This window comes from Trinickia sp. (assembly GCF_057351765.1).
On record NZ_JBMRBK010000063.1, the window covers coordinates 99,540 to 124,673 of the forward strand.

The following is a 25,134-nucleotide window of genomic DNA, read 5'->3' on the forward strand; positions in this document are numbered from 1 at the left end:
CCGGGCGATTCCTTTTCAACGCCGCGGCCACGCCGCAGGCGTCGTTCAAACCAGCGTCAAGCCGTCTTTTCCTTCTTCCGGGCGCCCATCATGCGCGTGATGTAGTACTGCTGCGCGATCGACAGCACGTTGTTGACGACGTAGTACAGCACGAGGCCCGACGGGAAGAAGAAGAACATCACCGAGAACGCGATCGGCATGAACATCATCATCTTCGCCTGCACAGGGTCGGGCGGCGTCGGGTTCAGCTTCGTCTGCACGAACATCGAGACCGCCATCAGCACGGGCAGGATGTAGAACGGATCCTGTTGCGACAGATCGTGGATCCAGAGTATCCAAGGCGCGCCGCGCATCTCCACCGACGAGAGCAGCACCCAGTAAAGCGAAATGAACACCGGAATCTGGACGACGATCGGCAGGCAGCCGCCGAACGGATTGACCTTCTCCGTCTTGTAGAGCTCCATCAGCGCCGCGTTCATCTTCTGCGGATCGCTCTTGAAGCGTTCACGCAGTGCCTGCATACGCGGCGTGATTTCCTTCATCCGCGCCATCGACTTGTAGCTCGCAGCCGAAAGCGGGAAGAAGACGGCCTTGATCAGCAGCGTGAGCAGCACGATCGCCCAGCCCCAGTTGCCGACGAGACCGTAGATTTTCTCGAGCAGCCAGAACAGCGGCTTCGCGATGATCGTGACCCAGCCGTAATCCTTCACGAGATCGAGGCCGGGCGCGATACCTTCGAGCACACGCTCTTCCTCGGGACCCGCGAAAAGCCGTGCCGATACATCGGCCGATTGTCCCGGCGCGAGCGTAGGAAGCGCCTGCTGCACGCCGACGCGGTACAGCGTCGGGTCGATCTGCTCGACGTAGTTGGTGCGTTTGGCGCCTTCGGCCGGAATCCAGGCCGTCGCGAAATAGTGCTGCACCATCGCGACCCAGCCATTGTTGGCGGAACTCGCGTACTCGGCCTTTTTCTTGTCGATGTCGCTGAACGAGATCTTCTGGAAGTGGTGCTCGTTCGTATAGACCGCCGGCCCGATGAACGTGTGCGAGAAGCGCGGCGTTTCGACGGGCTGGCTGTCGCGCACGAGCTCCATGTAGACCGTTGGCGTAACGGGGGCGGTGCCGACGTTCTCGACCTTGGTATCGACGCCGATGACATAACTGCCGCGCGTGAACGTGTAGGTCTTGACGACTTTGACGCCGCCCTTGACCGGCGATTCGAGGCTGACCTGAAACGACTTCTGGTCGCCCGTCAGCGCGCGCGGACCCGGCACGGGCGTGAAGATGTCATTGTGATAGGGCAGCTCGGCGCCGCTTGCAATGACGCCCGTGCGCGCGAGATAGGTGTGGTTGGCCGTGCGATCGAACAGCGTCACGTTCAGATCGGCCTGCTTCGGATCGCTGTTGCGCGTGAGCGTGAGCTTTTCGAGGGTGCCGCCGCGCGTATCGATTTCGCCCTGATAGACGTCCGTGCTGAACGGGATCAACTGAGCGGACGGCAGCGGGGCGCCTGCCACCGTCGCCGGTGCCGCGACGCCCGGTGCCGACGGCGCTCCCCCTTGGCCCGCGGCCGACGCGGCGCTGCTCGCGCTGCCCGGCGTCGCGCCCGTGCTCGCGGTGTGGGTCGCGGTCGGGTTCGGGAAGAACATCGACGGGCGTCCGTGCTCGCGCTGCCAGTTGTCGAACAGCATGATCGCTGACACGAAGAAGATCGCCCATAGGACGGTGCGTTTGATATCCATGCGTGGTCTCAGAGTCGATAAAGCGGCGCTTCAGCGCTTTTTCGAGGGTGCGGGTGGAACGAGGTCGATCCCGCCCGCGGAAAAGGGATGACAGCGACAAAGCCGCTTGAGCGCGAGGTAACTTCCGCGCGCGGCGCCATGATACTGGATTGCCTCGCGTGCGTAATCGGAACAGGAAGGATAAAAGCGGCACCGGCTGCCGAGCAGAGGGCTCAAGGCAATCTTGTACAAGCGCAGCAACGCGATCAGTACCGTTTGCATGGCGATGAAGCGGCGTTCATGGCCGCCCCGAACTCCGGTCGTCTTGCGCACCGCTCGACGGTCCGGGCGTGAGCCCCGGTTCCGTCGCCGCGGCACTGCTTTCGCGGCGCACGATTTCGCGCGCCACTTTGTCGAGCAACGTGTCGATCTCGGCACGAACGAGCGCCTTGAGCGGTCTCGACGCGGCGCTCGGATAAGCGGCCTTGTCGAAGCGCGCGGACAGGCGCAGTAGAACATCCCACCCGCCGAAATCGTCGCGGCGGACGCGAAACGCTTCACGCGCGAGGCGCCGCACGAGATTGCGCGTGGCGGCGCGCGGCGCGAACTTCTTGCCCGTCACGAGACCGAGGCGCGCATCGCTGCCCGTCGGCCTGGCGTAGACGACAAAATGCGCCGTTCGGCGCCACGGGCGTAAACGAAAAACGGATGAAAACTCATCCGTTTTGAGAAGCCTCGCGGCTTTGGGGAAGACGGCTCGCGCTCGCAACGGACCCAGCCCGACGGCGGCGTGCGCATGTCCCCGCGTTGCCGCGGGCGCCTGACGCGACGCGCTCAGGCGCCTTGCCTTAGATGGCGAGACGCTTGCGGCCCTTCGCGCGACGGGCGTTGATCACTTTTCGGCCGCCGACGGTCTTCATGCGAACGCGGAAACCATGGGTGCGCTTGCGGCGCGTCACGGAAGGTTGGTAGGTACGTTTCATGTCGCTCTCACTGGGGAATGGGCCGCGTGCGCTTTGGCGCTGTCAGCTTGCCTGCAAACCGTGCAGGACAACGCCGAGAGGCATTCGACGGGGCCGGGAATCAGTTTTCGCTTTCGCGGGAACCCGCTATTTAAACCGGTTTTCTTTTGGTCGTCAATACGTTACGTTGATTTCGGATGCACGCGCAAGGCCCGCGGGTGCGCGTGCAGCGCTCGATCCGGCCCTGTGGATAACTCCCTGGCCGGTCGTTTTTGGCGGTAGAATCTCGCCTTATCTCAAGAATCCTGCACGTCGTCGCGAGTCCCATCGTTCGCCGCAAGTACTTGTTGCGAAAGGGTTTGTGGCGGGCTCGCCTGGCCGGTCCGGGTCCTTCGGCGCATCGCGCGACGAAGGCGGCGGCGAGTGACCGTGCACTAAAAACGACGTCACTTTGATGAACGAATTCTGGCAACACTGTTCCGCACTGCTGGAGCGTGAATTGACGCCCCAGCAGTACGTGACGTGGATCAAACCGTTGGCCCCGGTCGCCTTCGACGCCGCCGCGAACACATTGTCCATCGCCGCGCCGAACCGCTTCAAGCTCGATTGGGTCAAGAGCCAGTTTTCGGGTCGCATCTCCGATCTCGCGCGCGACTTTTGGCAGGCCCCCGTGGAAGTCCAGTTCGTGCTGGATCCGAAGGCTGGCCTGCGTGCGTCGGTCGGCGGCGCGTCGTCGGTGCCTTTGCCGCGTGTTCCCGCATCGGTTGCAGCCGCGTTGGCGGCCAATGGCGGCATGCCGTCCGCGGGCGCTGCCTCCGGCGCCTCGCGCGGCGAGCCGAATGGCGTGCGTAGCGGGATGGGAGCGGGGATGAGTGCAGGGACGGGTGCGGCCGGCAATGGCGCGGGCGCGCACATGGCCGACGATGCCGCCGATAGCGACTTGCCGAGCGTCGATGCGAGCGAGGCCGCGGCCGCGCGGCGCACCTGGCGTCCCGGTGCGTTCGCCGGCCCTGGCGGTGCCGAGACCGATTCGATGTACGAGCGCTCGAAGCTCAATCCGGTGCTGACCTTCGACAACTTCGTGACCGGTAAGGCGAATCAGCTCGCACGCGCAGCGGCCATTCAAGTCGCCGACAATCCCGGCGTGTCGTACAACCCGCTGTTCCTGTATGGCGGCGTGGGGCTCGGCAAGACGCACCTGATCCATGCGATCGGCAACCAGCTGCTGCTGGACAAGGCGGGCGCGCGGATCCGCTACATCCATGCCGAGCAATATGTGTCCGATGTCGTGAAGGCCTATCAGCGCAAGGCGTTCGACGATTTCAAGCGGTACTACCATTCGCTCGATCTGCTGCTCATCGACGATATTCAGTTCTTCTCCGGCAAGTCGCGTACGCAGGAAGAGTTCTTCTATGCGTTCGAAGCACTCGTTGCCAACAAGGCGCAGGTGATCATTACGAGCGACACGTATCCGAAGGAGATTTCGGGTATCGACGATCGCCTCATCTCGCGCTTCGACTCGGGGCTCACCGTGGCCATCGAGCCGCCCGAGCTCGAGATGCGCGTGGCCATTCTGATGCGCAAGGCGCAGTCCGAAGGCGTGAGTCTTTCGGAGGACGTCGCGTTTTTTGTGGCCAAGCATCTGCGCTCGAACGTGCGCGAGCTCGAAGGCGCGCTGCGGAAGATCCTCGCCTATTCGAAGTTCCACGGCCGCGAGATTTCGATCGAGCTGACCAAAGAGGCGCTCAAGGATCTGCTGACCGTGCAGAACCGGCAGATCTCCGTCGAGAACATCCAGAAGACCGTCGCCGACTTCTACAACATCAAAGTCGCCGATATGTATTCGAAGAAGCGTCCGGCGAATATTGCGCGGCCGCGCCAGATTGCGATGTATCTCGCGAAGGAACTCACGCAAAAGAGTTTGCCCGAGATCGGCGAGCTCTTCGGCGGGCGCGATCACACCACCGTCTTGCACGCGGTGCGCAAGATCGCCGACGAGCGCGGCAAGGATGCGCAGCTGAACCACGAATTGCACGTGCTGGAGCAAACGCTGAAGGGCTGAGCCGCGGCGGGCGGGTGCGGTCGGGGCATGGCGGGCCCTCCCTCCGATTTAGCGGAGTCGGTTTCTTTTTCAGGCACAATATTGGTTTAGCCGCCCTGGCTGCGCGGGTGGCGGGAAAGTGCGGGAAGTGGGCACAAAGCGCGGAGAAATGCGGGGCGTCGGCGCTTGAGTCGACGAATCTGCCGGGCGAGGCGGCTGGACCCTGCCGTCCTATCAACGAAGGAACTCTATGCAACTGGTCAAGACCGAACGAGACAACCTCCTCAGGCCGCTGCAAACCGTGAGCGGCATCGTCGAACGCCGCCATACGTTGCCGATCCTCGCGAATCTGCTGATCACCAAGAACGGTCCGGACGTATCGTTTCTGTCGACGGACCTCGAATTGCAGATCACGACGCGGGCCGATTTCGGCGTGGGAGGCGAATCGGTTGCGACCACCGTCGCTGCGCGCAAGTTGCTCGATATCCTGCGCGCGATGCCCGATGGGCAGGTGAGCCTGACGCTGGCCGACAAGCGGCTGACGGTGCAATCGGGCAAGAGCCGCTTTGCGCTGCAGACGCTCGCCGCCGACGAATTCCCGACCGTCGCCCAGGCCAAGGATTACGGCGCGAGCCTTGCCGTCCCGCAAAAGACGTTCCGTCAATTGCTCGGTATGGTGCATTTCGCCATGGCGCAGCAGGACATCCGCTATTACCTGAACGGGATGCTGCTCGTCGTCGATGGTGGCCGGCTGATGGCCGTGGCAACCGACGGGCACCGTCTCGCGTATTCGTCGATGAAGATCGAGGGTGAGTTCCCGCGCCAGGAAGTGATCGTTCCGCGCAAGACGATTCTCGAGCTGCAGCGGCTGCTCGAAGACATCGACGATGTCGTCACGATCGATATTGCATCGACGCAGGCGAAGTTCACGTTCGGCCAGGTCGAACTCGTTTCGAAGCTGGTCGAGGGCAAGTTCCCCGATTTCCAGCGTGTCATTCCGAAGGCGCACAAGAACACGTTCGTGATCGGGCGCGACGAGTTGCAGCGCTCGCTGCAGCGCGCGGCCATTTTGACCTCGGACAAATTCAAGGGCGTGCGCTGCGTGATCGAGCCGGGGCAGTTGAAAATCATGTCGACCAACGCCGATCAGGAAGAGGCGCAGGAAGAGCTCGAGATCGCTTACCAGGGCGACACGATCGACATGGGGTTCAACGTCACTTATCTGCTCGACGTGTTGGCGAACCTGAAGGTCGACATGTTGCAGGTGAGCGTGGCCGACGCGAGCTCGAGCGCCTTGATCACCATCCCGGAAAACGATGATTTCAAGTACGTCGTCATGCCGATGCGCATTTGATCCGACGGCCGGGAAGCAGCCAAGACCAAGGGGCGCAGCGCCCCTTTGGCGTTTATTTGGCAGACCGAAATACCGTACGTAGTACCCAGGCAGTAGATGCAAAACCGGAAGATACCCATGAGTGAACAGCACATTTCGCAGCCCGACAACAGCTACGGCGCCTCTTCGATTCAGATCCTCGAAGGTCTGGAGGCAGTCCGCAAGCGGCCCGGGATGTATATCGGCGACACGTCGGACGGCACCGGTTTGCACCACCTCGTATTCGAAGTGCTCGACAATTCGATCGACGAGGCCTTGGCCGGGTATTGCAATGAAATCCAGGTGACCATTCACGCGGACAATTCGGTTTCCGTCATCGATAACGGCCGCGGGATTCCGACCGGCGTGAAGCTCGATGACAAACACGATCCCAAGCGCAGCGCGGCCGAGATCGTGATGACCGAGCTGCATGCGGGCGGCAAGTTCGACCAGAACAGCTACAAGGTGTCGGGCGGCCTGCACGGCGTCGGTGTCTCGTGCGTGAATGCGCTTTCGAGCTGGTTGCGGCTGACGGTGCGCCGCGACGGCAAGAAGCACTTCATGGAGTTTCATCGCGGGGTGCCGCAAAACCGCGTGATCGAGGAAGTGAACGGCGAGCACGTATCGCCGATGCAATTCCTCGGCGATACGGAAAAGCGCGGTACTGAAGTGCATTTCATGGCCGACCAGGCGATCTTCGGTACCGTCGAATATCACTACGACATCCTGGCCAAGCGGATTCGCGAGCTTTCGTTCCTGAACAACGGTGTGCGGATTCGGCTGACGGACCAGCGTACTGGCAAGGAAGACGATTTCGCGTTCGTGGGAGGCGTGAAGGGTTTCGTCGAGTACATCAACAAGACGAAGACCGTGCTGCATCCGACGATCTTCCACGTGGTCGGCGAGAAGGACAGTGTCGGCGTGGAAGTCGCGATGCAGTGGAACGACAGCTACAACGAAAACGTGCTGTGCTTCACGAACAACATTCCGCAGCGCGACGGCGGTACCCATTTGACGGGGCTGCGCGCGGCGATGACGCGTGTGATGAACAAGTACATTGCCGATCACGAAATCGCGAAGAAGGCCAAGGTCGAGACCTCGGGCGACGATATGCGTGAAGGTTTGTCGTGCGTGCTATCGGTGAAGGTGCCCGAGCCGAAGTTCAGTTCGCAGACGAAGGACAAGCTCGTCTCGTCCGAAGTGCGTGCGCCGGTGGAAGAGGTCGTGGCTAAGGCGCTCGAAGAGTTTTTGCTCGAGACGCCGAACGACGCGAAGATCATCTGCGGGAAGATCGTGGATGCCGCGCGTGCGCGCGATGCTGCGCGCAAGGCGCGCGAGATGACGCGACGCAAGGGCGTGCTCGACGGCGTGGGCTTGCCGGGCAAGCTGGCCGATTGCCAGGAGAAGGACCCGGCGAAATCGGAGATCTACATCGTCGAGGGCGATTCCGCAGGCGGTTCGGCCAAGCAGGGCCGCGACCGCAAGTTCCAGGCGATTTTGCCGCTGCGCGGCAAGGTGCTCAACGTCGAGAAGGCGCGCTATGACAAGCTGCTTTCATCGGAGCAGATCGTTACGCTGATTACCGCGCTCGGCTGCGGGATTGGCAAGGAAGATTACAACCTCGACAAGCTGCGCTACCACCGCATCATCATCATGACCGATGCGGACGTGGACGGTGCGCATATTCGTACGCTGCTTTTGACGTTCTTCTATCGGCAGATGCCGGAGATGATCGAGCGCGGGTACATCTATATCGCGCAGCCGCCGCTTTATAAGGTCAAGGCTGGGAAGGACGAGCGTTATCTGAAGGATGGCGCCGAGCTCAATGCGCATATGCTGCGGCTTGCGTTGCAGGGTTCGGAGCTTATGGCGAACGAAGGCGCGATGCCGATCGCCGGCGATGCGTTGGGAGAGTTGGCGCGGTCGTATTTGTTGGCGCAGGGCGTGGTGGAGCGGCTGGCGCGGATTTATGATGCTAGCGCGTTGGAAGCCATCATGGATGGCGTGGCGATCGATCTGACGAGCGAGGCTGGGGCGGCGGCATCGGCCGAGTCGCTTCAGGTTGCGCTGCGCAGCGATCCGTTGAAGCCTGAGGTGAGTGTCTATCCGCAGTATGACCCTGTGCGCGAGCTGCGCTCGTTGCGCGTCGAGCGGCGGCATCACGGCAATGTGAAGGTGTCGGTGATCGACGAGGAGTTCTTGTTGACGGCCGATTACCAGCAGCTCGTGAATACCGCCAATACGTTCAAAGGGTTGATTGGGGTTGGGGCGGTCATCAAGCGCGGGGAGCGCAGTATGGCTGTTACGGACTTCAAGAGCGCTATGCGGTGGTTGATCGCAGATGCGGAGCGCAATGTTTCCAAGCAGCGGTATAAGGGGTTGGGGGAGATGAACCCGTCGCAGCTTTGGGAAACGACGATGGATCCGAATGTGCGGCGGTTGCTGCGCGTGCAGATCGAGGATGCGATCGCGGCGGATGGGATCTTTACCACGCTCATGGGCGATGAGGTTGAGCCGCGGCGCGCGTTTATTGAGAGCAATGCGCTGCGGGCGGGGAATATTGATGTTTGAGGGGTTGGTTTTATAGATAGACGCATAAGCTGAGAAAAGGACCCATAAGTTGACAATTTTTGGGTCTTCTATTGGTAGGTTGGATTTATCGAGAATTCATCGATGCGCCGGTGTTCTTTGAGGAATCGCACCGCAATCCGCGTCCGTTCCGTCACGCGTAATTCGTCGCAGTCGGCCTCGTTTAGCGCGTCGCGGGGAGATTCCGACGCCGACCAAGAGATAGCATACTGGCCACGCTGTACGGGCCAGTGCCGGGGCACGCTTGAAGAACCCGCCGGCCCCTCCTTAGGCCCAATGCCAATGCGCTGCTCATCGACTCGGACGGTGCCCGGCCGGAGGTCGTTCGCTGATGGACGCAGAAGTCTACTGGGGCTATTTGCTTTTGGGACATGCTATCCGGCAAGACCACGAATACGTCGCCAGCGGTGCCGTTATACGAAACAACAAGCTAGTGGAAACGTCTGGTTTGCTGAGCAACGTCGAAAGTGAGTGCGAGGCGCAACTGGCCGGCACTCGACTGGTGCTGCGCCTGGATAGACAATCACGGTTGAGCACAAGCTCGCTGTCTACGTTGCGCCATAGCAATGGACCATGTCATCACCGGTGGACAGTTGACCTGGGCGCTGGAAGTGCAGACAGAAGTAACCGATGTCGACATACATCATTATGACCTGGCCAATATCGAGGCATTCGTCCTCACGTACCGGATGTTGTCTCAAAATAACGATAGATATAGCATTTCACGCTTGGCCGAAAACTATAAATTTGCACACAGGCTCTTTCGGGATGCGTTTGAACACATCCGAAGCCAACGCTTCTCGTTCTTATCTGCGGCTCCCCACTTCAGATTGGGGATGCTCCCGTTACTTATCGCGAGATACTGGATACCGTAATTTATGGCGAGCTTGCACATAGTAGCAAGCACAAAGCTTGAACGTTTGAACGATGAACACGGTGGCGGGCCCACGAAAAGATGCTTTGGTTTGTGTTCGACCGCGCTTTGCGTTGTTCGATGGAGATGTTACAGCACATTCGCGATATCAACGCCGCGACTCTGATGCTGCACTATTCAGTCCCGGTGCTTGACGAATCTGTCATGAGAAGGCTCCAGAACAAGGAAATTCTTCGAAAGGACCTGACATGGCCAGAAATGCGCGATTATGTCATAAAGTAGCAGAGCGAATGGAGAGTGAATTTTCGATAGAGGGCCCCCCAAAGTGGTCTGCGGGCAAAAATTGAACTCTCTTTAAAAACGTGTTAGCCTTCCGATGTCTGCGGACAGATTTGTTATCGTGCTTCGCGATAAATGGAAGTGGAGTGAGGGGTCGTTGCCCTCGCATATCGTAGCATCTGCGTAGCGATGAGACGTTGCCATAGAGTGTCCGCAGACATTCTCAAAGTGTCGAATGAATAAAATCACTCACATTGCGCGACTGCGACTACTGTCGTCCTTACAAGGGTTTGCTCATCTTCTTGGTTACACGCCAAAAGGATTGGCTTCAATAGTCTATGGTACGCCCGACTCCAGCAAGTATAATGAATTTCAGATTCGCAAGCGGAGTGGCGGGACTCGCCTTATTAGCGCGCCAAACGAGCGGCTGAAGCTACTTCAGAAACGCCTGGCCAACTTATTGTCCGAATGCATTGACGACATTGATTCTGAGCGCAGGGTAATTAACTCGTATGCACATGGTTTTCGAAAGAAGCACTCGATTCTGACCAACGCGGCCAGACATCGCAGAAGACGCTATGTCTTCAACGTGGACCTGCACGATTTCTTCGGAACGGTCGATTTTGGCCGGATATCCGGATATTTGAAGAAAAATAGGTATTTCCTGCTCGATGAGCAGGTCGCGCGCATGCTTGCGCAAATAGCCTGCCACAACAAGGTTCTTCCTCAAGGCAGCCCTTGCTCGCCTGTCATTGCGAACCTCATCGCACACATCCTTGACGTGCGCCTGGCGCAGCTTGCCGCACGGAACGACTGCTACTACTCGCGATACGCGGATGACCTCACGTTTTCGACGAATCGTGCGGTATTCCCTGCCTCCATCGCGATGCGCGTTGGCGACTCGAATCTTTGGGTCGCGGGAAAGTCCCTTCAGAAAATAATAAAGGAGTCTCGTTTTCAGCTAAATCCATCCAAGACGAGAATGCAGGTCAATCGATTTCGGCAAGACGTCACTGGAATCGTTGTGAACTCAGGCGTCAGTGTTCGGCTCGAGGACAGAAAGACGGCCCGCGCTATGGTGCATTCGCTTGTCACGAAGGGCATATTTTACATCCAGAATTCATATCGGGACGACGACGGCGCGTGGGTACTTCAGAAAAAGGAAGGAACCCGGGGGCAGCTCCGTGGCATGCTCAGCTTCATCGATAATGTGCGCCTGTTTGAGCAGACGAAGCATTTGCCACCCGATAAAGCGCGAGACCACCGCGGCCAAAAAGGCGATCATGCAGAAATGGATGCGGCAACTCGGACTTTCCGCCGCTTTCTGTTGTTTACGCATTTTTTTCATCCAGAGAAGCCACTAATACTCTGCGAAGGGAAGACCGATAAAGTCTACGTTCAATGTGCATTGAAGCAACTCCCGACCGCTTACCCCCTGCTGTCGAGCAAGGCTGCGACGAAGACGAGCATTCATGTGTCATTTTTTAATTACACAAAGATTGCGTCGCGCGTCCTTTCGCTCGGCGGCGGAACGGGTGACTTGAACAGTTTTGTTGCTCGGTACGGCAATGAGTTCGCAGGATTCAAAGCCACGGCGAAACGACACCCTGTCATCCTGCTGGTCGATAACGATGAGGGCACGAAAGGCATATTTTCTGCGGTCAAGACCCGGAGCAACAGTCCGGCCCCTGTCACTGGCAGTGAGCCTTACTATCACGTTGCCGACAATCTCTACGTCGTTGCGCTCCCGCTCGTGAATGACAAAATGGTCACTATTGAGAATTTCTTTCCCAAGCACCTCCGAGACACGAAGCTCAATGGGAAGATGTTTAGCGGTAAAAATCGATTCGATGCCAAAACACAATATGGGAAACATGTGTTCGCAGAACAAGTCATCAAGAAGGCTAAAAATCCCGGTGACTTCTCGGGATTTCATGATATTTTGATGCGCATCCAGGCCGTATTAGTCGCCCATTCCGCCAAGAATCCGTGATGGCACCGTCGGCGCGCGGCGCCGTCAACACTAAATCTCCGGTACCGCGGAAGGCGAGGGACCTCCCACGCGCTGCAGAAGCTGGCATGTCGCTTCAGCAGTTGTCGAAGTTCACGGGTTGGAAGTGGGAGGGCATTTCTCATCGGATAGACGAGGGTTTGCTGGACTCTCAGTCCATCGTGCTGCGTGGCCAGCCTTGCGGGGTGGTGCTGCTGCATCAGCTCCTGGCGTTTACGGAGACATATGTGCGGCTCGCGAACCTGGCACGTGGTATGGGTACCAAGTCATCGGCATTGTCGAGATTACTGCCGGGCATCGAGCTGGGTCGGCGCCCAGCAGCTTTCGGGGCGGAAATGCTCGTGGCGGTCTCGTTCGCATTGCCGACTTGGGGCGTCTGGCTGCTCTTGGGGCGAAAGCTGGGCACGACCTATTTGCTCCGGCATCGCTCGCGCAATGAGTGTGTAGGCGAGCGTTTGCATGTGCCGCCGACGCCGCGGAGCCGCGCGAAGTTCGGCGCACCGAACGACGACGACGACGCGCCCCGCACATCCATCGCCGGCGGAGGCTATTGTGTACGCGGTGCGCGCGGGCTCACACAATGGGCCATCGATCGACTACTCGAGGCGCTGCCCGAGTTGTCCGAGGCGGAGCGCCGGAAGTTAAAGCGCACGTCGCCCCATGCGTTTCGCCATACCATCGAGACGCAGATGCTCGCGAGCGGCGCCGCGCTAGAGGTCGTGCAACAAACGCTTGGCCACGCGTCCCTCGGCACCACCTCGATTTACATCTCGCCGGAGCAATCGCGTCTACGTCGAGAGGCGGCCAAGTATCACGCCCGGCTCACGCTGGTTGACCGGTAGCTCGCCTTGGACCTATCCGCGATGACATGCGCTCTCATCCTGCCTTCGTCGACCCAGACGCGGCCAATGGGTACGTTTTCTCGGGCCAGCCGTCGGCTGAAGAGGCTCAACCGCGTCACGCATCAGACTTGAAGGCGGTCGCAGTCTGTCCAAAAAGTGCAAAAAAAGCCCGCCGAAACCGGCGGGCTGTCGTCTGTTGCCGTTGACGGGCTTCTCCGCCCGCGTCCGCCTAGCGTCGAACGAGCTTTTCCTGGCTGCGTGGTGTGGCTTCAGCGCGGGCCGCGTCCTGCTTGCGGCGCAGCGCCGCGCGATAGCGGCTCTGCACGTCGGCGCTTACCACCGCGTCGTATGTCGTAGCGAACTCGGTGAGCGCGCTGCGCTCGGACGTCAGCATGGCGCGCCCGCTGACTCGGGCAACTCGCTGGACCATGGTGGCCTCTCCGGGGATCGTTTAAGGGTAGTCCCCCAGCCAAGCGGGGACCGCCGGCAAGGCAAGGGGTTTGAACCATTCTAACTCCAGTCGGCTCGTGAGGCGACCGTCGCTGCGGTGATCCAGCGAAAACTGCTCCTCTTCGACAGAGCGCAGCGTCAGCAGCAAGCCATGGTGCCGGTGCGGTAGAAGCAGTTCCTGCATGTGGCCGTTGGCGTGGCGCCATAACCCGACCGCGCGTCGCGGATTGGCTTGCCCGTAGTTTGACCGATCGACCATGCCCGCGCATGTGAGCGTGAGCACAGAAGAGCCCGGATCGTCCGCCAGCACCGTTGCATAGCGCGCGGGCCACCGCGACTCCAGTTGCGGACCGTCCATCAGCAGCGCGACCACGAGATTCGGCCCGACCGAACGGATCACCGGCATGGCCGGGTCGGCGCGTGCCAGGTCCTCACAGATCAACACGGTCATGCATAGGTCGTCGCGGATCGCAAAAAACGGCAGCTCGCGCGCCGACACGTCGATCTGCTCCCACCATTTGTCGGTGTCGTTGTGAAAGAGATTGGCGAGCCCGTACCGCTTAATCTGCGACCGGTCGAGACACCACCGGTGGTGTTTGGAGTGTGCGCCCTCCGCGATCGCCGGCGCGTCGGGGTTGACGACCTTGTTTGGCCGCGGGCGGTCGAACACATACCCCATCGCGAGGTTGCGCGTGCGTTGTGGCTGCGCGGTGTCGAGCAAGCCGCCGATCAGAAATTTCAGGCCATACGTTTCGACTTTGGTAGCCAGCACGTCCGCGAGCCGCATGCCGAACGCGGTCGAGACCGCGCATTCGGGCAGCAAAATACCATGCACAGGATCGGCGCTTTCACGCCGAGCCGCGTCAAGCAACGGCACCAGCAACGCGTCGGCGAACTCCTCGGCCGTGAGCGCCGTGCCGTCGGGCTTGGTGAGCCACGACTGCTCCAGCCCGAAATAGCCCTGCGTTTTAGCGTTGTGCACAAGCGATTGCGACGTGCCCCTCTTAACGAAACTGGCGCCCGGCACAGCGAAGGGATATGGGACGAACAACAGGCGCATCGCATCGCCTTGATTGCCCTCGCCGGTCAAGTACCAACGGGGCGACACCACCGTGCGGCCCGGCAGCAGCGCAAGATGGTGGCTCAGCGCGCGCACCGTGCAGCCGACGGCGGGCGTCAATGCCTTGGGCAAGACAATGGCTACGTCCGGCGGAACCCGCTCGCACACCGAGTGCGGGCGATGGGGCAGCAACGGTGGCGCCATCTCCCCGTGATCGGTTTCGAGGAACGAAAATAACGCGCGCTTCGCGGCAAACGTTGCGGCTCGTGGATCTTGCGTCGACCACCCGATGCCCACGCACACGTCGTCGCTGACCGCGAGCAGCCGCAACAGTACGCCAACGAGTTCCGGGTCGGCCGAAACCGCCTCGATCGGAGTGGTGCCCTTGCCGATTAGCGTGGCCCACCAGGCGTCGACGGCGTCCGGCACCCGCTGTTCCGCTTCCCATTCCCCGGTCGCCGCCTTCGCGTCCGCCAGATAGGCCCGGTGCGCGATCAGACTCCCTCCCACGCACGTCGCCTCGGTATAGCAGCCGGACAGCTCGATCAGCGTCGCAGCGACCGCGAAGACATCGGGCGCCCAACTCGGGCAGAGATCCCATTCGCCCAGCTCATGTTCGCTGGCGTCGAGAGCGGCGGATGACGGTCGCCGGCTTTTCAGCAAGGTGCGCGCGGTGACGTCCCCCCGCTTGGGACTGCGGCGCAAACGCCTGAGGGGCGGTGGCGCGAGACGTGCGAGCTGAGGGTCGAAACTGCCGTCCGGCAGCAAACGGCGGACCTCTTCCATTACAGTGAGCTGACTCATTGTTTTTGATTCATCGGGTTATGCTGGATGGCGCGGCGCCCCCCTTCACGTGCATTGGTGACTCGGGCCGGCCCATAAGATCAATCACGATCGTACCGTCATTGAAGAGGCTTGTGCGGCGAAAACCTCCGGGAAAGCACCTCAATGCTATGCGATCGAATAACGACGTCTACCAGTGACGCACTGACAGGACGGCCATCGCAATTGACAATCTACAGTCCTCTCTCTGTTCAGCTCGGTTAGTGTCGAAGAACGATGGAGTGACGGCTGCGATGATCTTTGATGACTACGCCAGGCAAGCATGGGCACTGAGCGTCGCACGAGGTTTGGTGCAAGCGCATAGCGTCGCAACGTGATGCATTTTCCAAATGTTAATCGGAATACCCGTAGTTGAGTCCGTCTAGTCGTGTCCCTGACCCGACTCCGACCCAAACGGCAGACGACCATCCGAGAATGATGAACAGCATGGGGACGGCTCGTGGTTCATAAATTTTTCGCCACTCGCTCGTATCCAGCCCGGACGGAGATGGGTTCGACTCGGGATGAGTGTGCCAGTCCCCTAAATAGTCGACAGTTCCGGAGCCTTCCTCCCAGCGTGCGAGGGCAATATCCTGATGCGGTCGTTTCGCGCGCGTGAACCGGAACCGCGAACGACGATCTTCGGCTTGTGGAAGCGTCGCGTCGATAACGTGCAAATGTTCGCCACGCCTGTAACCGAGAAGGATTCCCCCGGCTTCGGGAGCCGCCATGTCTCTTTGACGATGAGGCATGATTTTTTGCCACACCTGTCGTTCAACCAGGATCTTTCCCTCGCCGATTAGGCGATTGCTGGCTAGAAACTCTGACAGGCCGGACATTTCTTCAGCGGAGAGAGGTCTTGATTTGGAAACTGCCGGAGGTCCGCATTCTCAATGCGGCGTGTTCGGAAGCGAGGTGTCGGATGTCCTTTTATCCAGTCGATTACGACGTCGCTTGCAAGAGCAGCGGCGGAAAGCGAGCTTGATACAGCGTAGGGGGTAAACGATGCGCATCCCCTGAATCGCATTATTGGCGCCGATTTCAACACAGGCAGTCGCTCGTCCCGATAGTTTCCGCCTTCCGCTTGTCTCAGGCAGCGAAAACACGCAAAACGTTCGCTATCGGACAGCAGCGTCTGCACACACTCACCATTTCCACGGATCCTGACGTAGAGAGCCGGACACAGACGACGTTTTACATGAAAGAAGTTGAGCTTTTCGCTGTGAGCTTCGTTGCCCGTCGCATCGATAACGAGATCGGTCGCAAAAAACTTGTCGTCGTAGGACTGCAAAGTGGCATCGGCAACGATATTGAGGTATGGGAACTGACTGATGAGCTCAGCTCGAAGAGCGTCAGCCTTGTTGCGAAACAAAGCGTTGAAGCCGAGGGTGTGACGGCCGAGGTTTTCCGCCTCGAGGACACCCGGATCACAAAGAAACAATTGTCCGCCGTCACCCGTGCCCGCTCCGAGGCGAACCAGCGAAGCGGCGAGATAGCCACCGATTGCTCCGCATCCGATAAGTCTTATCCGCTTTCCTGCGAGGCTTTCGAATTCAAGATTTCGCGAATGTATGTACGATGCGCCGATCTCATCGAGCTTGAGCCGAGTGATTGCCGTTAGGCCGCCTTTTTTACCTTGGAGAAAATTGCAGTAGTCGGCCGGTTTCCGTTGAAACCCTATGCGGTGACGAAGGTCGTGTGTGAATTCGGCGCCAAAACGACCTGCGGGTGTCGAGAAGGCGAGGACACAACGCGTCTGTTTCAGGTAGTCTTTGTTCGTTGCCAGTCGAGCCCGAATATCCCGGAGCATCGAGCGGTCCCAGGTGGCGATCCAGGTGAGAAGCTCGTGAATTGTGGCTGGGAACGCCCCACGAGGCGCCGTCGGCGTTTTGTCGGAGTCAAAGAGGAAGCATGTGTAGGCAAGCTCTGTTGACTGGTTGTATCCGAGCGCGGTAACCAGATTGTGGGCGCGCTCAGAGTCCTGGCAAATTATCGCTCGGCGATCTGCATTAGGTCCGTCGAACGAAAAATACGATGCTTCAGTCGTTCCAGCGGTAAGTTCGTCGACGATGACGGACTTAGCGAGGGGTAATTGCCCGAGTGCCCAATAGGCGACAAACTCGTTCTGGATGTCAGCGTCAGCGTCAGCGTCACGAGCCAACGCATTCCTTAGTACGGACTCTATTGCGTGAAGACATTGATGGACCGCATCCCACGGTCTGTATCGGTCGAGTACTATTGATTCCGGTGTGAAGTAGCAAAGTCCACCTGCAGCGTCGATATGTGCGTAGATGCGGTGACCGTCAGGAAAGTCTTCAAGGAGCCGGGCTTGTGGGTACGCTTCGAAGTCCCAGTCAGAGATTTCAAAACGGACTTTTACGGCATTACCGCCTGCCCTAATAGGGCCTTCGAACGCACGCGCGTTACTTCTTGCGCGTGCTGGTCGCAGACCGTAACTGCGGATCACATTGACAACGTCTCCGTAGGTATCGCTGGGAAGATCGTCAACCTGCACTGGTTGCACCGACTGCAGGAGGAGGGACATGCTTCGCCGGCGTCCGGCGCACGTCGTCAGCGCCAGAATCTGCATCGATCCAGTCAGGCTGATTCGGGATACGCGGGCCGAAATGCGTCGTCATCGTTGCGATCGCAGCTTGCTTCTGTGCGATGTTGTAACCGCGCGCTGCACGGATAGCCTGTCCGAGCAATGATGCACGCTGCGACGCTTCGTGCCGCTCGCTTTCTTCCAGGTTATTGAAATTTGCCGTTCCATCGTCGATGCCATCCTCGCGCACGTCGTGGCACAACTCCGTGGACAGGTGCATCGCGGCGCGTTCAAGCGCAATGTCATCGCGTCCGTCGCATTTTTCGAAGTTCCTGGCGACGATGACCATCATCGCGACAGATGACGGACCGCCTTCGGGCCACTGCTGGTCGCGCCACGCTTTTACATAGCGCGAGACGCGGCGCAACTGCGGGCCATGCTCGTGGATGTGATTTTCGAACCATTTTGCGACGTTATTGGGATCTGAATGAATCCACTCGCCGGAACGGTTGGCTAACACGACGCCTTCGAGCTCGTCCCACGTCTGCTCCTCGGCGCTGTCCATCGTCATTTGCGAATCCGCGCGGGCTGATTCTAATGCGACGCTCTTACCGAAAATCGCATGCTTCTCCATAATTTTCACGAACTGCTCTTCGGCTGCAGCATACAGCGGTACGTCAATGTGTGCGGAACGGGAAATCCGGACTCGGCTACAAGTCTTTTTCGTTTTGTCCAGTGTCCAGTCATTGTCAGCACACAGTTGTGCCAACAAGCCTTCGACGAGAGTGAAATAGGCTTTGGCCATGGCCCGAGGAGGGCCGTTCTCTTCCCAAACCGCAGTCGGAAGGTATACCCCCAGATCCCAGTCCATTTCCTGCGGCGGATTATGTGCGGGTCGGACACATGTGTCATAGCGCCATGACCCCTGCGTACGAAAGCGCGGCGTGACCGGGCGATCCATTCCCAGCACTTGGACGGTTGCGTTCCGAATTCCTTCGCGAAGGTGAGCGCTGATGGAATTCTTCGCCTTCAGCAGTGAATTATGCTCGTCAGAGGTCGGCAGGATCCTGTCGACGAAGGTCTCGTTCGTGCCGAGCGCAAAGAACAGCTTACTCAGTTTCAGCATGCGTCATCCCCGGTCATCAACAATCCGTGATTGCCGACGACAATCGAACCGCCGTTTTCAGGCGGTGAAAGTTCGCTCATTGACCGATCGAAACACCACGACGAGCTTGTCGTCGGGTGCTACGATCGGCGCCTGACCTTCGTCGCTCATGCGACTGGAGTGTCAAACCAAAAGTCATCCACAACATCATCCATAGGTCGAATTTGCGGATATATTTCAGACCGGAGGAAAGATTACCGAAGAGTAAGACCGTGAAGATGTGTTTGTCAAGCATCTATCGCAAGATGTAGAGTTACGTCGCAGCTGTGATGCTACATCTTGTGTCTCGCGTCCATAATAAAGGGACGGAACGGACTGGTTATTATATTTTTAATTGACCGGCATTGTCGGTGGCCGAAGCCATTGTTCGATGCAAATGACGCAACTCTGAGAGTGATATGGAGCGGCGGTGACAAGTCGGTGCGATGGGGCCATGAAAATGATTGAACAAATGACTTTACGGACAACGAGCGACCGTTCGAAGGACGAGGTGTTTGAGAGCGCGCTGGCCGACGGAAAATGTCGGATTCTGGCTCTCGATGGTGGCGGCGCCAAAGGGTTCTACACTCTTGGTGTTCTCAAGCAGATCGAACTCATGTTGGGGAGGCCGTTGCACGAGCATTTCGACTACGTGTATGGCACGAGCACAGGAGCGATCATCGCAACGCTTGTTGCGCTAGGGTACCCAGTCGACGAAATACACGATCTCTACACGGAGCATGTGCCGACCATCATGAAGCGTTGGCTTCCGATGCATAAGACGATCGCCTTGGAGGTGCTCGCGAACCAAGTATTTGGATCTCACACCCCGTCCGATTTCAAGACAGGAATCGGAGTCGTGGCGACGAAGTGGATGATGGAACAGCCGATGATCTTTAAGGGAAGCGAGGCTCAACTTCATGGCCGGAAGGCATCGTTTCAGCCATTTCATGGAGTGCGCATCGCTGACGCAGTTCAGGCGTCATGCTCCGCCTATCCTTTCTTTAAAAGAAAGACGGTGCGAACGGGGAATGGTGATCTGGTTGAATTGATTGACGGAGGGTATTGCGCGAACAACCCAGCACTCTATGCAATTGCGGACGCTGTTGCTGCCCTACGCGTGCAGCAGCAAGACATCCGCCTCATCAGTATTGGGGTTGGCATGTACCCGGAATCCAAACGCTTGCTTGCCCGTGCCATCAAAAAGATACCTGGGGTCCGACTCGCGCAGAAGACTCTCGAGATCAACACGCAGTCGATGGACCGGCTCCGAGATATCCTGTTCAAAGGCATTCCTACTGTGCGGATAAGCAAGGCGTTCACGTCGCCTGCGCTGGCTACAGACCTAACTGAGCATGATCTGAAAAAGTTGAATCTCTTGCGGCAGCACGGCTCGGATTCGTTCGCGGAGCATGAAGAGAGGGTGAAAAAATTTTTGACAATCGCTCAAATCTGAGCTGCCCTACGATAGGGCTTGGCGCGAATCAGTCCTTGGGCGCCTGATACCCCTGTCGCTCCCCGTCAGCCTCGACAACGAGCCGCTGAAGTGAGGCAGTATCGCTCACTACTTCGACAGACCGGAAACCCTTGCCGCGCCTGGATGGCGCTAAGTAGACGGCATGCAAATCGGGGTGCCGTCAAGAAAGGGACTCTTCGTACGCCAAGCGCTCAAAGTGCGCGTGGCGCGCAGATGCGCTCATACAACAATTCCGAGAGGGGAAATTATGAAGAACCGTCAAACCGTCGGGCGACTAATCCGCTGGGCGTTACTAGGTATGCTCGCTGCATTCGGTGTCGCCGCTCATGCCGACGATGTGTCTCTCTTCGATGCGAGCGGCGCAGCTCAAGCCTACATCTCCGTGGACGATGGACTGACCATCTACATGTGGAGCGGCGAGCCTGTTGCGTATCTGCAAAAGGGTGGGGCAGGTGGGGGCTACAACGTTTACGGGTTCAACGGAAAGCATCTTGGCTGGTTCGCGAAGGGGGCGATATACGGCCCTGATGGGACGGCGTCATGTGCCACTGCTCAGGTCATGACTTCTATACCGCAAATTGAGCCGATCAAATCTATCAAGGAAATCAAGCCCATCAAGTCGATACCGGAAATTGCCCCTATCCAGCCGCTGCTCGCCGGCAGGTTTGGCGACACTCCCTGCAGTCTCCTGTTGGGTGAGGGAGGAGAGTAAACAGGGGCAGCCCGCGCCGCAGATGGACATATATGGCCGGACACACCACAAGAAAGAGAGGGCCAGAATGCCGAACATAGCCGCAATGCTTGCTGCTGGCCGCGAGGTCGAGGCGCGACTCGACGAGCTGCTGCTGCGGGCGAACATGCAATGTCAATGATCGCCGCTACGGAGCCAAACCGGGATCGGCGTATTGGAGCCACCTCAGGATCGGCTCCATTACGCCGATCCGTGACACAGGCGCACGCGGATCGCCCAAAATCTCCTTGAGCTTCAGTGACCTGCCCCAGGTTTTAGTACGAAGGGCAGCTAGAGTCCGAGGGCATCTGCCGACGCCGGATATTCGATTTCGAGGAACTGCCATAGCTGCTCGCGCGAGAATTTGGCGAGGGGAAGCGCCATCGGCTTGCGGTCCGGGCCGAGCCTGGCATGACTCGGCGGATCTGTTGGATAGGGCGAGGGTGAGCGCAAATAGAGCTGCGGCTGCACGCCGAGCGAAAAGAGCATGTTGGACGACAACGACAAATGAAGCATTTCCTCGACCGCGACGCTCATCATGATGCCGCCCGCCTGATCGGCGAAGCGGGACAGTTCGGTCTCCGGAAGCCTTCGGGTGTCCGGTTTATCGAGTAATAGGCGAACAAGTAAAGCGGTACTGTCGCAAGTTCGATTTCGACGGCGGTCTGCAGCCCATCACGTACCTCGCTTAACGCGCGGCGCGATTCCAACGTTCATCCATATGGCGCACCAGGCGTTGCTCCGCTTCGCTGAGCGGACGCACAGGAAGATCTTTGCCCGTTGAATCGAGGTGGGACATGCTCATTTCAACTGGTCGGTCACGAAGATTTCTTCGTCAGTGTATTGGTCGTCACATGCGGGAAGGACACGAGGCGGTTTCATACCGGCAGGGCGCAGTGCGACGGTGTGACTGAGTGCAGCTGGCAGCCGCTTTGTTACACACGCCTGACGTACGGGCCTGCGGCAGGGGTGGCATCGCCCCGTGCGATGGTTCGACGTGTCGAGCGACTATGCTGCTTTGCAGCCGTTGCGTGCAGCGTTAGTTGTTTCCGCGCTGCAAATTTATCCCGGAAGCCGGGACTCGCATCACCACGCGTGGCAACGTCTCGTGATTACGCTCGGTAACGGGCTACATGTCCGTCATCTGAGTCAGCGGCGCAGCAGTAGGTAAGCGATGAAGGTACTGATGAGTACGGCACCAGCGCCGTAAAACACGGGCTTGTTTCGCAGGACGTCGAGCTTGGACACAGGAGGTTTGTTTTCCCCGTCGAGGTCCCAGTAGTCGATGCCCGGGTCACCCGTGAGATTGATGATAATCAACACGGTGGCACTGACGAAGAGCACCAAAAGCACGATAAACATTGACGTGGACATATCCCGGTATTCCGCTCAGTCGTTCATCCAGTGCATGAAAACGGCCAGTTCTTCCTGGTACAGATCGTTTCCAGCTTCGGCCGCTATTCCCCCCAGGTTGCTCCCGATGAACACCAGCGCGACAGCGCACGCGGGCTCAGCGGGGCCGCAAACGAATGAGACAGCGAGCCCTGCAAGGCTTCCACCAATCATGCCACCCGCGATGATGCTTCCCTGTCGAGAGGCCTCTTTCACTTTGTCCTTGGCGCCAATGACTTCGCCGGTCGCGATAATGGCCGTGAAAAGAATGGCGACGCGGGCACTGACCTGCAACCGGCGGACCTTGGCTGAGACGTCGGCATTGGCGCCGCCGGCTTTCTTCAGCACAGTGTAGTAGACAGCGTTACGCTGTTCAGTCGTCAGCCCATCGAAGTTCTTGCCGAACTGAGCCTGAGCGTACTTGTTCAGGTAGTAGTCGAATCCTCTGGATTTGAGCTTTAGTGCTTCGGCCTTTGCGACTCCGACGGCGGACGTGTACTTTCGGTACTCGACGAAGAGCTTGTCGCGCAGTTGGCTGCAATATTCGGCACCCTCCTTCACAGTCATGTTGCCATTGGCGACCTCCTGCCTCACCTGGTCGGAGATTTCCCTGATGTGCTTGCTGTATTGTTGGCGAACCTTGTCATCGCTGATTGCGTTGACGGCGAAGGTCGTAGCGATTGCCTCGTAGTCCGCGATGGCTGCTTCCAGCAGACCGCTCTTGATGTCGTGAACCAACTGGGTGTTGAACGAGCCACTGGCGACCGTATTCTTGCTTGCTGTCGTATCCGCCATGTTCACCCCACCATCGCCATTAGGATGTTGCCCATGACTGACTGACCGCCGGTCTGCCCGGCAGCGAGTACCACATCGACCTTCTGACATACGGAGGCGTTGGGGCGGTCAAAATGCACTTTGTTGTCGGAATCGAAGATGCCTTCTTCGACGGAGCCGTCGGCGAAGTGAGCGTGGCAACGTAAGCCTTCGCAACTGCCTGCATCTTTCAGAGAGAACCGAATCCAGTGCTCGCTTGCCGGCTCGTCGGCGAGGGAATTGCCTGTCGGACCGAAACCCATGCTCGCCAGTTGATGAGCGTCGAAGCGTTGGTACCTGTCGAACTGCGAGGCGACCATCGTGGGACGTGGGTCACATTTGCACTCGCAGATATCTCCCTCCAGCGCAGGCTCTTTGCCCATCATCGAACCAGGCCAGCGTGGACCCTTCGGAACGATGCGTCCGGTCGATTTGCAAGCGGGACAGGCGACCGGTGCTCCGACGTAGGTGAGCTCAGTACCGTGATGCTTCATCATCGGGACGCCGTCCGTTACGGTGCCGCCGACAGACGACTTATCGCCGACTAATAGATAGCTACGTTTCATGATGATGTTGCCCTCGGTATTTTTGTATTCAGGGTCGAATAAATAGCACAGGCGTCGTGCGCCTTGCAAGAAGGCCATCAAAACAGACTTCGTAGCTGGGCAATCGAAGACGGTATGCCATTCCGCACGTTCCGGGAGTGCTTGCCGCCGCTGCCTGACGGGAGAGCTAGGCTTCTGAGGATTCGGCCGCGTTGAACCCAAGAGAGCACGGTTGGAAATTCCCTGCCTTATGCATTCGGCATTTTCACGTTATGCATTTGCATCGACTCGAGAGCCTCGACTGGCAATGGACCGTTTCTCGACTTATGCAACCATCTACATGTTTTGTAGTTAGCCTCATAAGCTGAGAAAAACGGACCCATAAGCCAAGAAACTTATGGGTCTTTTTTATTGATGGTTCAGGCTTATGGACAACTCATCGACACTCACCCAGCCGTTAGCGCCTATCCTCGGATCCCCCGATGCTCGAGGAACGGGCGCGCCACTTCGCTGGCGTCACGCCTGTTTGCCGTTTGAACATGCGCTGAAACGCGGCCTCCGATTGATATCCCACCGCTTCCCCGATCTCGGCCACAGACATCCCCGTTTGCGCCAGTTTGCGTCCGGCGAGCGCCATGCGAATGTCCGTGAGCACGTCGCTCGCTGAGCGGTTGATGGCATCCTCGAAGTGACGTGCGAACGTGGCGCGCGACATGTGACAGAGTTCGGCCAGCTTGGGAAGCGTCCACGGCTTCTCCGGTTCGTCGAACATGGCCGCGAGAGCAGGTTGCAGGCGCTGACGCTGCGCAAGTGCAAGCAGGCCGCGGGGCGCCTGGTCGGTCTCGGAGGCGCAGCGCAGAGTCAGCGCGAACAGCGCGCCCGAAAGCTGATTGACGACCGTCGCGCTGCCCGGCCGTTGCTCGAACGCTTCCTCACGCATCAATTCAATGAGTCGGGCAAGCCGGGTTGCTGCAAACGCGGCGTCGCGCGTCTGGACGTCGCCCTCGCTCACGCTGCTCACCAGCAAACGCCCCGGCAGATGATCGCGCATCAGTTGCTGCGGAACAGCCGGCAGTACGAAGCGCCCGCACAGCACATCGGCGCCCCCGCGTGCGCTGCCATTCGTGACAATGGTGAGGCCGTCCTTGTGCCGCTCGCGAGCTGCCCGGGGGCGATCGCCGCTGCCGTCGTGCAACGTGTGAGCGCTGCCGGAAGGAAACAGCACGATATCGCCGGCTCTCATGCGAAGCGCCGGTTCGCTGCCTCCAGTGTCGCTTTCGACGACAGCCTCGCCGCGCAACAGCACGTGGTAGGCGAATTCCCACTCGTTCGACTCGGATTGGTCGATGCGCCATGGCGAGCCGAAGTGGCACCGTACGTCGAGCCGTCCGGTGACCGGCATCAGCGAGAGCAGTCGGTCCAGCAGTTCCATATGAGACGTTTGAGCATGAAATTGCGGAAGTAT

22 protein-coding genes are annotated in these 25,134 nt (G+C 58.9%); 7 read left to right on the plus strand and 15 right to left on the minus strand.

Annotated elements, in window-relative coordinates:
- Positions 1-56: 56 nt before the first annotated feature.
- Genes yidC through rpmH form a run of 4 tightly spaced genes read right to left on the minus strand, consistent with a single transcriptional unit; the run spans position 57 to position 2,704 of the window.
- Positions 57-1,742, minus strand: a complete 1,686-nt coding sequence (yidC, locus tag ACO1XS_RS17425) for a membrane protein insertase YidC (RefSeq protein ID WP_331573522.1) — start codon at positions 1,740-1,742, stop codon at positions 57-59.
- A 30-nt stretch (positions 1,743-1,772) separates the two neighbouring features.
- On the minus strand, positions 1,773-2,003 hold the full coding sequence (yidD, locus tag ACO1XS_RS17430) for a membrane protein insertion efficiency factor YidD (protein ID WP_331573520.1): 231 nt from the start codon (positions 2,001-2,003) through the stop codon (positions 1,773-1,775).
- Positions 2,004-2,019: 16 nt separating this feature from the next.
- The gene (locus ACO1XS_RS17435) at positions 2,020-2,559 is read right to left on the minus strand and encodes a ribonuclease P protein component (RefSeq protein ID WP_414720330.1); all 540 of its coding nucleotides are present in this window, start codon (positions 2,557-2,559) and stop codon (positions 2,020-2,022) included.
- 10 nt (positions 2,560-2,569) lie between these two features.
- Positions 2,570-2,704 (minus strand): 50S ribosomal protein L34, encoded by a 135-nt coding sequence (gene rpmH / locus ACO1XS_RS17440; RefSeq protein WP_133649748.1) that lies wholly within the window; start codon positions 2,702-2,704, stop codon positions 2,570-2,572.
- 433 nt (positions 2,705-3,137) lie between these two features.
- Here rpmH and dnaA point away from each other — a divergent pair, with 433 nt between their 5' ends.
- From dnaA to ACO1XS_RS17465, 5 genes are all read left to right on the plus strand, one after another.
- On the plus strand, positions 3,138-4,745 hold the full coding sequence (gene dnaA / locus ACO1XS_RS17445; protein ID WP_331573518.1) for a chromosomal replication initiator protein DnaA: 1,608 nt from the start codon (positions 3,138-3,140) through the stop codon (positions 4,743-4,745).
- A 229-nt stretch (positions 4,746-4,974) separates the two neighbouring features.
- On the plus strand, positions 4,975-6,078 hold the full coding sequence (gene dnaN / locus ACO1XS_RS17450; protein ID WP_331573516.1) for a DNA polymerase III subunit beta: 1,104 nt from the start codon (positions 4,975-4,977) through the stop codon (positions 6,076-6,078).
- Positions 6,079-6,195: 117 nt separating this feature from the next.
- Positions 6,196-8,667 (plus strand): DNA topoisomerase (ATP-hydrolyzing) subunit B, encoded by a 2,472-nt coding sequence (gene gyrB / locus ACO1XS_RS17455; protein ID WP_486391250.1) that lies wholly within the window; start codon positions 6,196-6,198, stop codon positions 8,665-8,667.
- A 1,406-nt stretch (positions 8,668-10,073) separates the two neighbouring features.
- Positions 10,074-11,831, plus strand: coding sequence for a retron Ec67 family RNA-directed DNA polymerase/endonuclease (locus tag ACO1XS_RS17460; protein WP_486391251.1), 1,758 nt, complete (start codon positions 10,074-10,076; stop codon positions 11,829-11,831).
- Between the two features lie 86 nt (positions 11,832-11,917).
- Positions 11,918-12,691 (plus strand): tyrosine-type recombinase/integrase, encoded by a 774-nt coding sequence (locus ACO1XS_RS17465; RefSeq protein ID WP_486391252.1) that lies wholly within the window; start codon positions 11,918-11,920, stop codon positions 12,689-12,691.
- Between the two features lie 229 nt (positions 12,692-12,920).
- Here the strand turns inward: ACO1XS_RS17465 and ACO1XS_RS17470 are convergent, their stop codons facing one another.
- The 5 genes from ACO1XS_RS17470 to ACO1XS_RS17490 form a co-directional block, all read right to left on the minus strand.
- Positions 12,921-13,121 (minus strand): hypothetical protein, encoded by a 201-nt coding sequence (locus ACO1XS_RS17470; protein ID WP_486391253.1) that lies wholly within the window; start codon positions 13,119-13,121, stop codon positions 12,921-12,923.
- A 21-nt stretch (positions 13,122-13,142) separates the two neighbouring features.
- Entirely contained in the window at positions 13,143-15,005 is a 1,863-nt protein-coding gene (locus ACO1XS_RS17475; protein ID WP_486391254.1) for a hypothetical protein, read from the minus strand.
- Positions 15,006-15,376: 371 nt separating this feature from the next.
- Complete coding sequence (locus ACO1XS_RS17480) at positions 15,377-15,862, minus strand: Mov34/MPN/PAD-1 family protein (RefSeq protein WP_486391255.1); 486 nt, start codon at positions 15,860-15,862, stop codon at positions 15,377-15,379.
- Positions 15,838-17,568: a ThiF family adenylyltransferase gene (locus ACO1XS_RS17485; protein WP_486391256.1), complete on the minus strand. Its 1,731-nt coding sequence runs from the start codon at positions 17,566-17,568 to the stop codon at positions 15,838-15,840. The genes ACO1XS_RS17480 and ACO1XS_RS17485 overlap by 25 nt, the downstream gene beginning before the upstream one ends.
- Positions 17,528-18,694 (minus strand): CBASS cGAMP synthase, encoded by a 1,167-nt coding sequence (locus tag ACO1XS_RS17490; protein ID WP_486391257.1) that lies wholly within the window; start codon positions 18,692-18,694, stop codon positions 17,528-17,530. The genes ACO1XS_RS17485 and ACO1XS_RS17490 overlap by 41 nt, the downstream gene beginning before the upstream one ends.
- Before the next feature lie 472 nt (positions 18,695-19,166).
- On the opposite strand from ACO1XS_RS17490, the gene ACO1XS_RS17495 reads away from it, so the two are divergent.
- On the plus strand, positions 19,167-20,168 hold the full coding sequence (locus ACO1XS_RS17495; protein WP_486391258.1) for an anti-phage phospholipase: 1,002 nt from the start codon (positions 19,167-19,169) through the stop codon (positions 20,166-20,168).
- Between the two features lie 268 nt (positions 20,169-20,436).
- Complete coding sequence (locus ACO1XS_RS17500; protein WP_486391259.1) at positions 20,437-20,901, plus strand: 4-fold beta flower protein; 465 nt, start codon at positions 20,437-20,439, stop codon at positions 20,899-20,901.
- Positions 20,902-21,210: 309 nt separating this feature from the next.
- On the opposite strand, the gene ACO1XS_RS17505 is transcribed toward ACO1XS_RS17500, so the two are convergent.
- From ACO1XS_RS17505 to ACO1XS_RS17530, 6 genes are all read right to left on the minus strand, one after another.
- On the minus strand, positions 21,211-21,459 hold the full coding sequence (locus tag ACO1XS_RS17505) for a ferritin-like domain-containing protein (protein ID WP_486391260.1): 249 nt from the start codon (positions 21,457-21,459) through the stop codon (positions 21,211-21,213).
- The gene (locus tag ACO1XS_RS17510; protein WP_486391261.1) at positions 21,456-21,629 is read right to left on the minus strand and encodes a ferritin-like domain-containing protein; all 174 of its coding nucleotides are present in this window, start codon (positions 21,627-21,629) and stop codon (positions 21,456-21,458) included. Before ACO1XS_RS17510 ends, ACO1XS_RS17505 begins: the two co-directional genes overlap by 4 nt.
- 419 nt (positions 21,630-22,048) lie before the next feature.
- Positions 22,049-22,198 carry a TilS substrate-binding domain-containing protein gene (locus ACO1XS_RS17515; protein WP_486391298.1) on the minus strand — a complete coding sequence of 50 codons (150 nt, stop codon included), beginning with the start codon at positions 22,196-22,198 and terminating at the stop codon, positions 22,049-22,051.
- A 110-nt stretch (positions 22,199-22,308) separates the two neighbouring features.
- The gene (locus ACO1XS_RS17520; RefSeq protein WP_486391262.1) at positions 22,309-23,106 is read right to left on the minus strand and encodes a hypothetical protein; all 798 of its coding nucleotides are present in this window, start codon (positions 23,104-23,106) and stop codon (positions 22,309-22,311) included.
- Between the two features lie 2 nt (positions 23,107-23,108).
- The gene (locus ACO1XS_RS17525) at positions 23,109-23,768 is read right to left on the minus strand and encodes a PAAR domain-containing protein (RefSeq protein WP_331571516.1); all 660 of its coding nucleotides are present in this window, start codon (positions 23,766-23,768) and stop codon (positions 23,109-23,111) included.
- Between the two features lie 358 nt (positions 23,769-24,126).
- On the minus strand, positions 24,127-25,101 hold the full coding sequence (locus ACO1XS_RS17530) for an AraC family transcriptional regulator (protein ID WP_486391263.1): 975 nt from the start codon (positions 25,099-25,101) through the stop codon (positions 24,127-24,129).
- Positions 25,102-25,134 lie beyond the last annotated feature (33 nt).

Bases quoted from the DNA above. Each gene is read 5' to 3' on its own strand.
- ACO1XS_RS17465 (WP_486391252.1), top strand. From the start codon at position 11,918: ATGTCGCTTCAGCAGTTGTCGAAGTTCACGGGTTGGAAGTGGGAGGGC.
- ACO1XS_RS17525 (WP_331571516.1), bottom strand. From the start codon at position 23,768: ATGGCCTTCTTGCAAGGCGCACGACGCCTGTGCTATTTATTCGACCCT.
- ACO1XS_RS17460 (WP_486391251.1), top strand. From the start codon at position 10,074: ATGAATAAAATCACTCACATTGCGCGACTGCGACTACTGTCGTCCTTA.
- yidC (WP_331573522.1), bottom strand. From the start codon at position 1,742: ATGGATATCAAACGCACCGTCCTATGGGCGATCTTCTTCGTGTCAGCG.
- yidD (WP_331573520.1), bottom strand. From the start codon at position 2,003: ATGCAAACGGTACTGATCGCGTTGCTGCGCTTGTACAAGATTGCCTTG.
- ACO1XS_RS17505 (WP_486391260.1), bottom strand. From the start codon at position 21,459: ATGATGAGCGTCGCGGTCGAGGAAATGCTTCATTTGTCGTTGTCGTCC.
- ACO1XS_RS17530 (WP_486391263.1), bottom strand. From the start codon at position 25,101: ATGGAACTGCTGGACCGACTGCTCTCGCTGATGCCGGTCACCGGACGG.
- ACO1XS_RS17520 (WP_486391262.1), bottom strand. From the start codon at position 23,106: ATGGCGGATACGACAGCAAGCAAGAATACGGTCGCCAGTGGCTCGTTC.
- dnaA (WP_331573518.1), top strand. From the start codon at position 3,138: ATGAACGAATTCTGGCAACACTGTTCCGCACTGCTGGAGCGTGAATTG.
- dnaN (WP_331573516.1), top strand. From the start codon at position 4,975: ATGCAACTGGTCAAGACCGAACGAGACAACCTCCTCAGGCCGCTGCAA.
- rpmH (WP_133649748.1), bottom strand. From the start codon at position 2,704: ATGAAACGTACCTACCAACCTTCCGTGACGCGCCGCAAGCGCACCCAT.
- ACO1XS_RS17490 (WP_486391257.1), bottom strand. From the start codon at position 18,694: ATGCTGAAACTGAGTAAGCTGTTCTTTGCGCTCGGCACGAACGAGACC.
- ACO1XS_RS17475 (WP_486391254.1), bottom strand. From the start codon at position 15,005: ATGAGTCAGCTCACTGTAATGGAAGAGGTCCGCCGTTTGCTGCCGGAC.
- ACO1XS_RS17500 (WP_486391259.1), top strand. From the start codon at position 20,437: ATGAAGAACCGTCAAACCGTCGGGCGACTAATCCGCTGGGCGTTACTA.
- gyrB (WP_486391250.1), top strand. From the start codon at position 6,196: ATGAGTGAACAGCACATTTCGCAGCCCGACAACAGCTACGGCGCCTCT.
- ACO1XS_RS17495 (WP_486391258.1), top strand. From the start codon at position 19,167: ATGAAAATGATTGAACAAATGACTTTACGGACAACGAGCGACCGTTCG.
- ACO1XS_RS17480 (WP_486391255.1), bottom strand. From the start codon at position 15,862: ATGTCCGGCCTGTCAGAGTTTCTAGCCAGCAATCGCCTAATCGGCGAG.
- ACO1XS_RS17485 (WP_486391256.1), bottom strand. From the start codon at position 17,568: ATGTCCCTCCTCCTGCAGTCGGTGCAACCAGTGCAGGTTGACGATCTT.
- ACO1XS_RS17470 (WP_486391253.1), bottom strand. From the start codon at position 13,121: ATGGTCCAGCGAGTTGCCCGAGTCAGCGGGCGCGCCATGCTGACGTCC.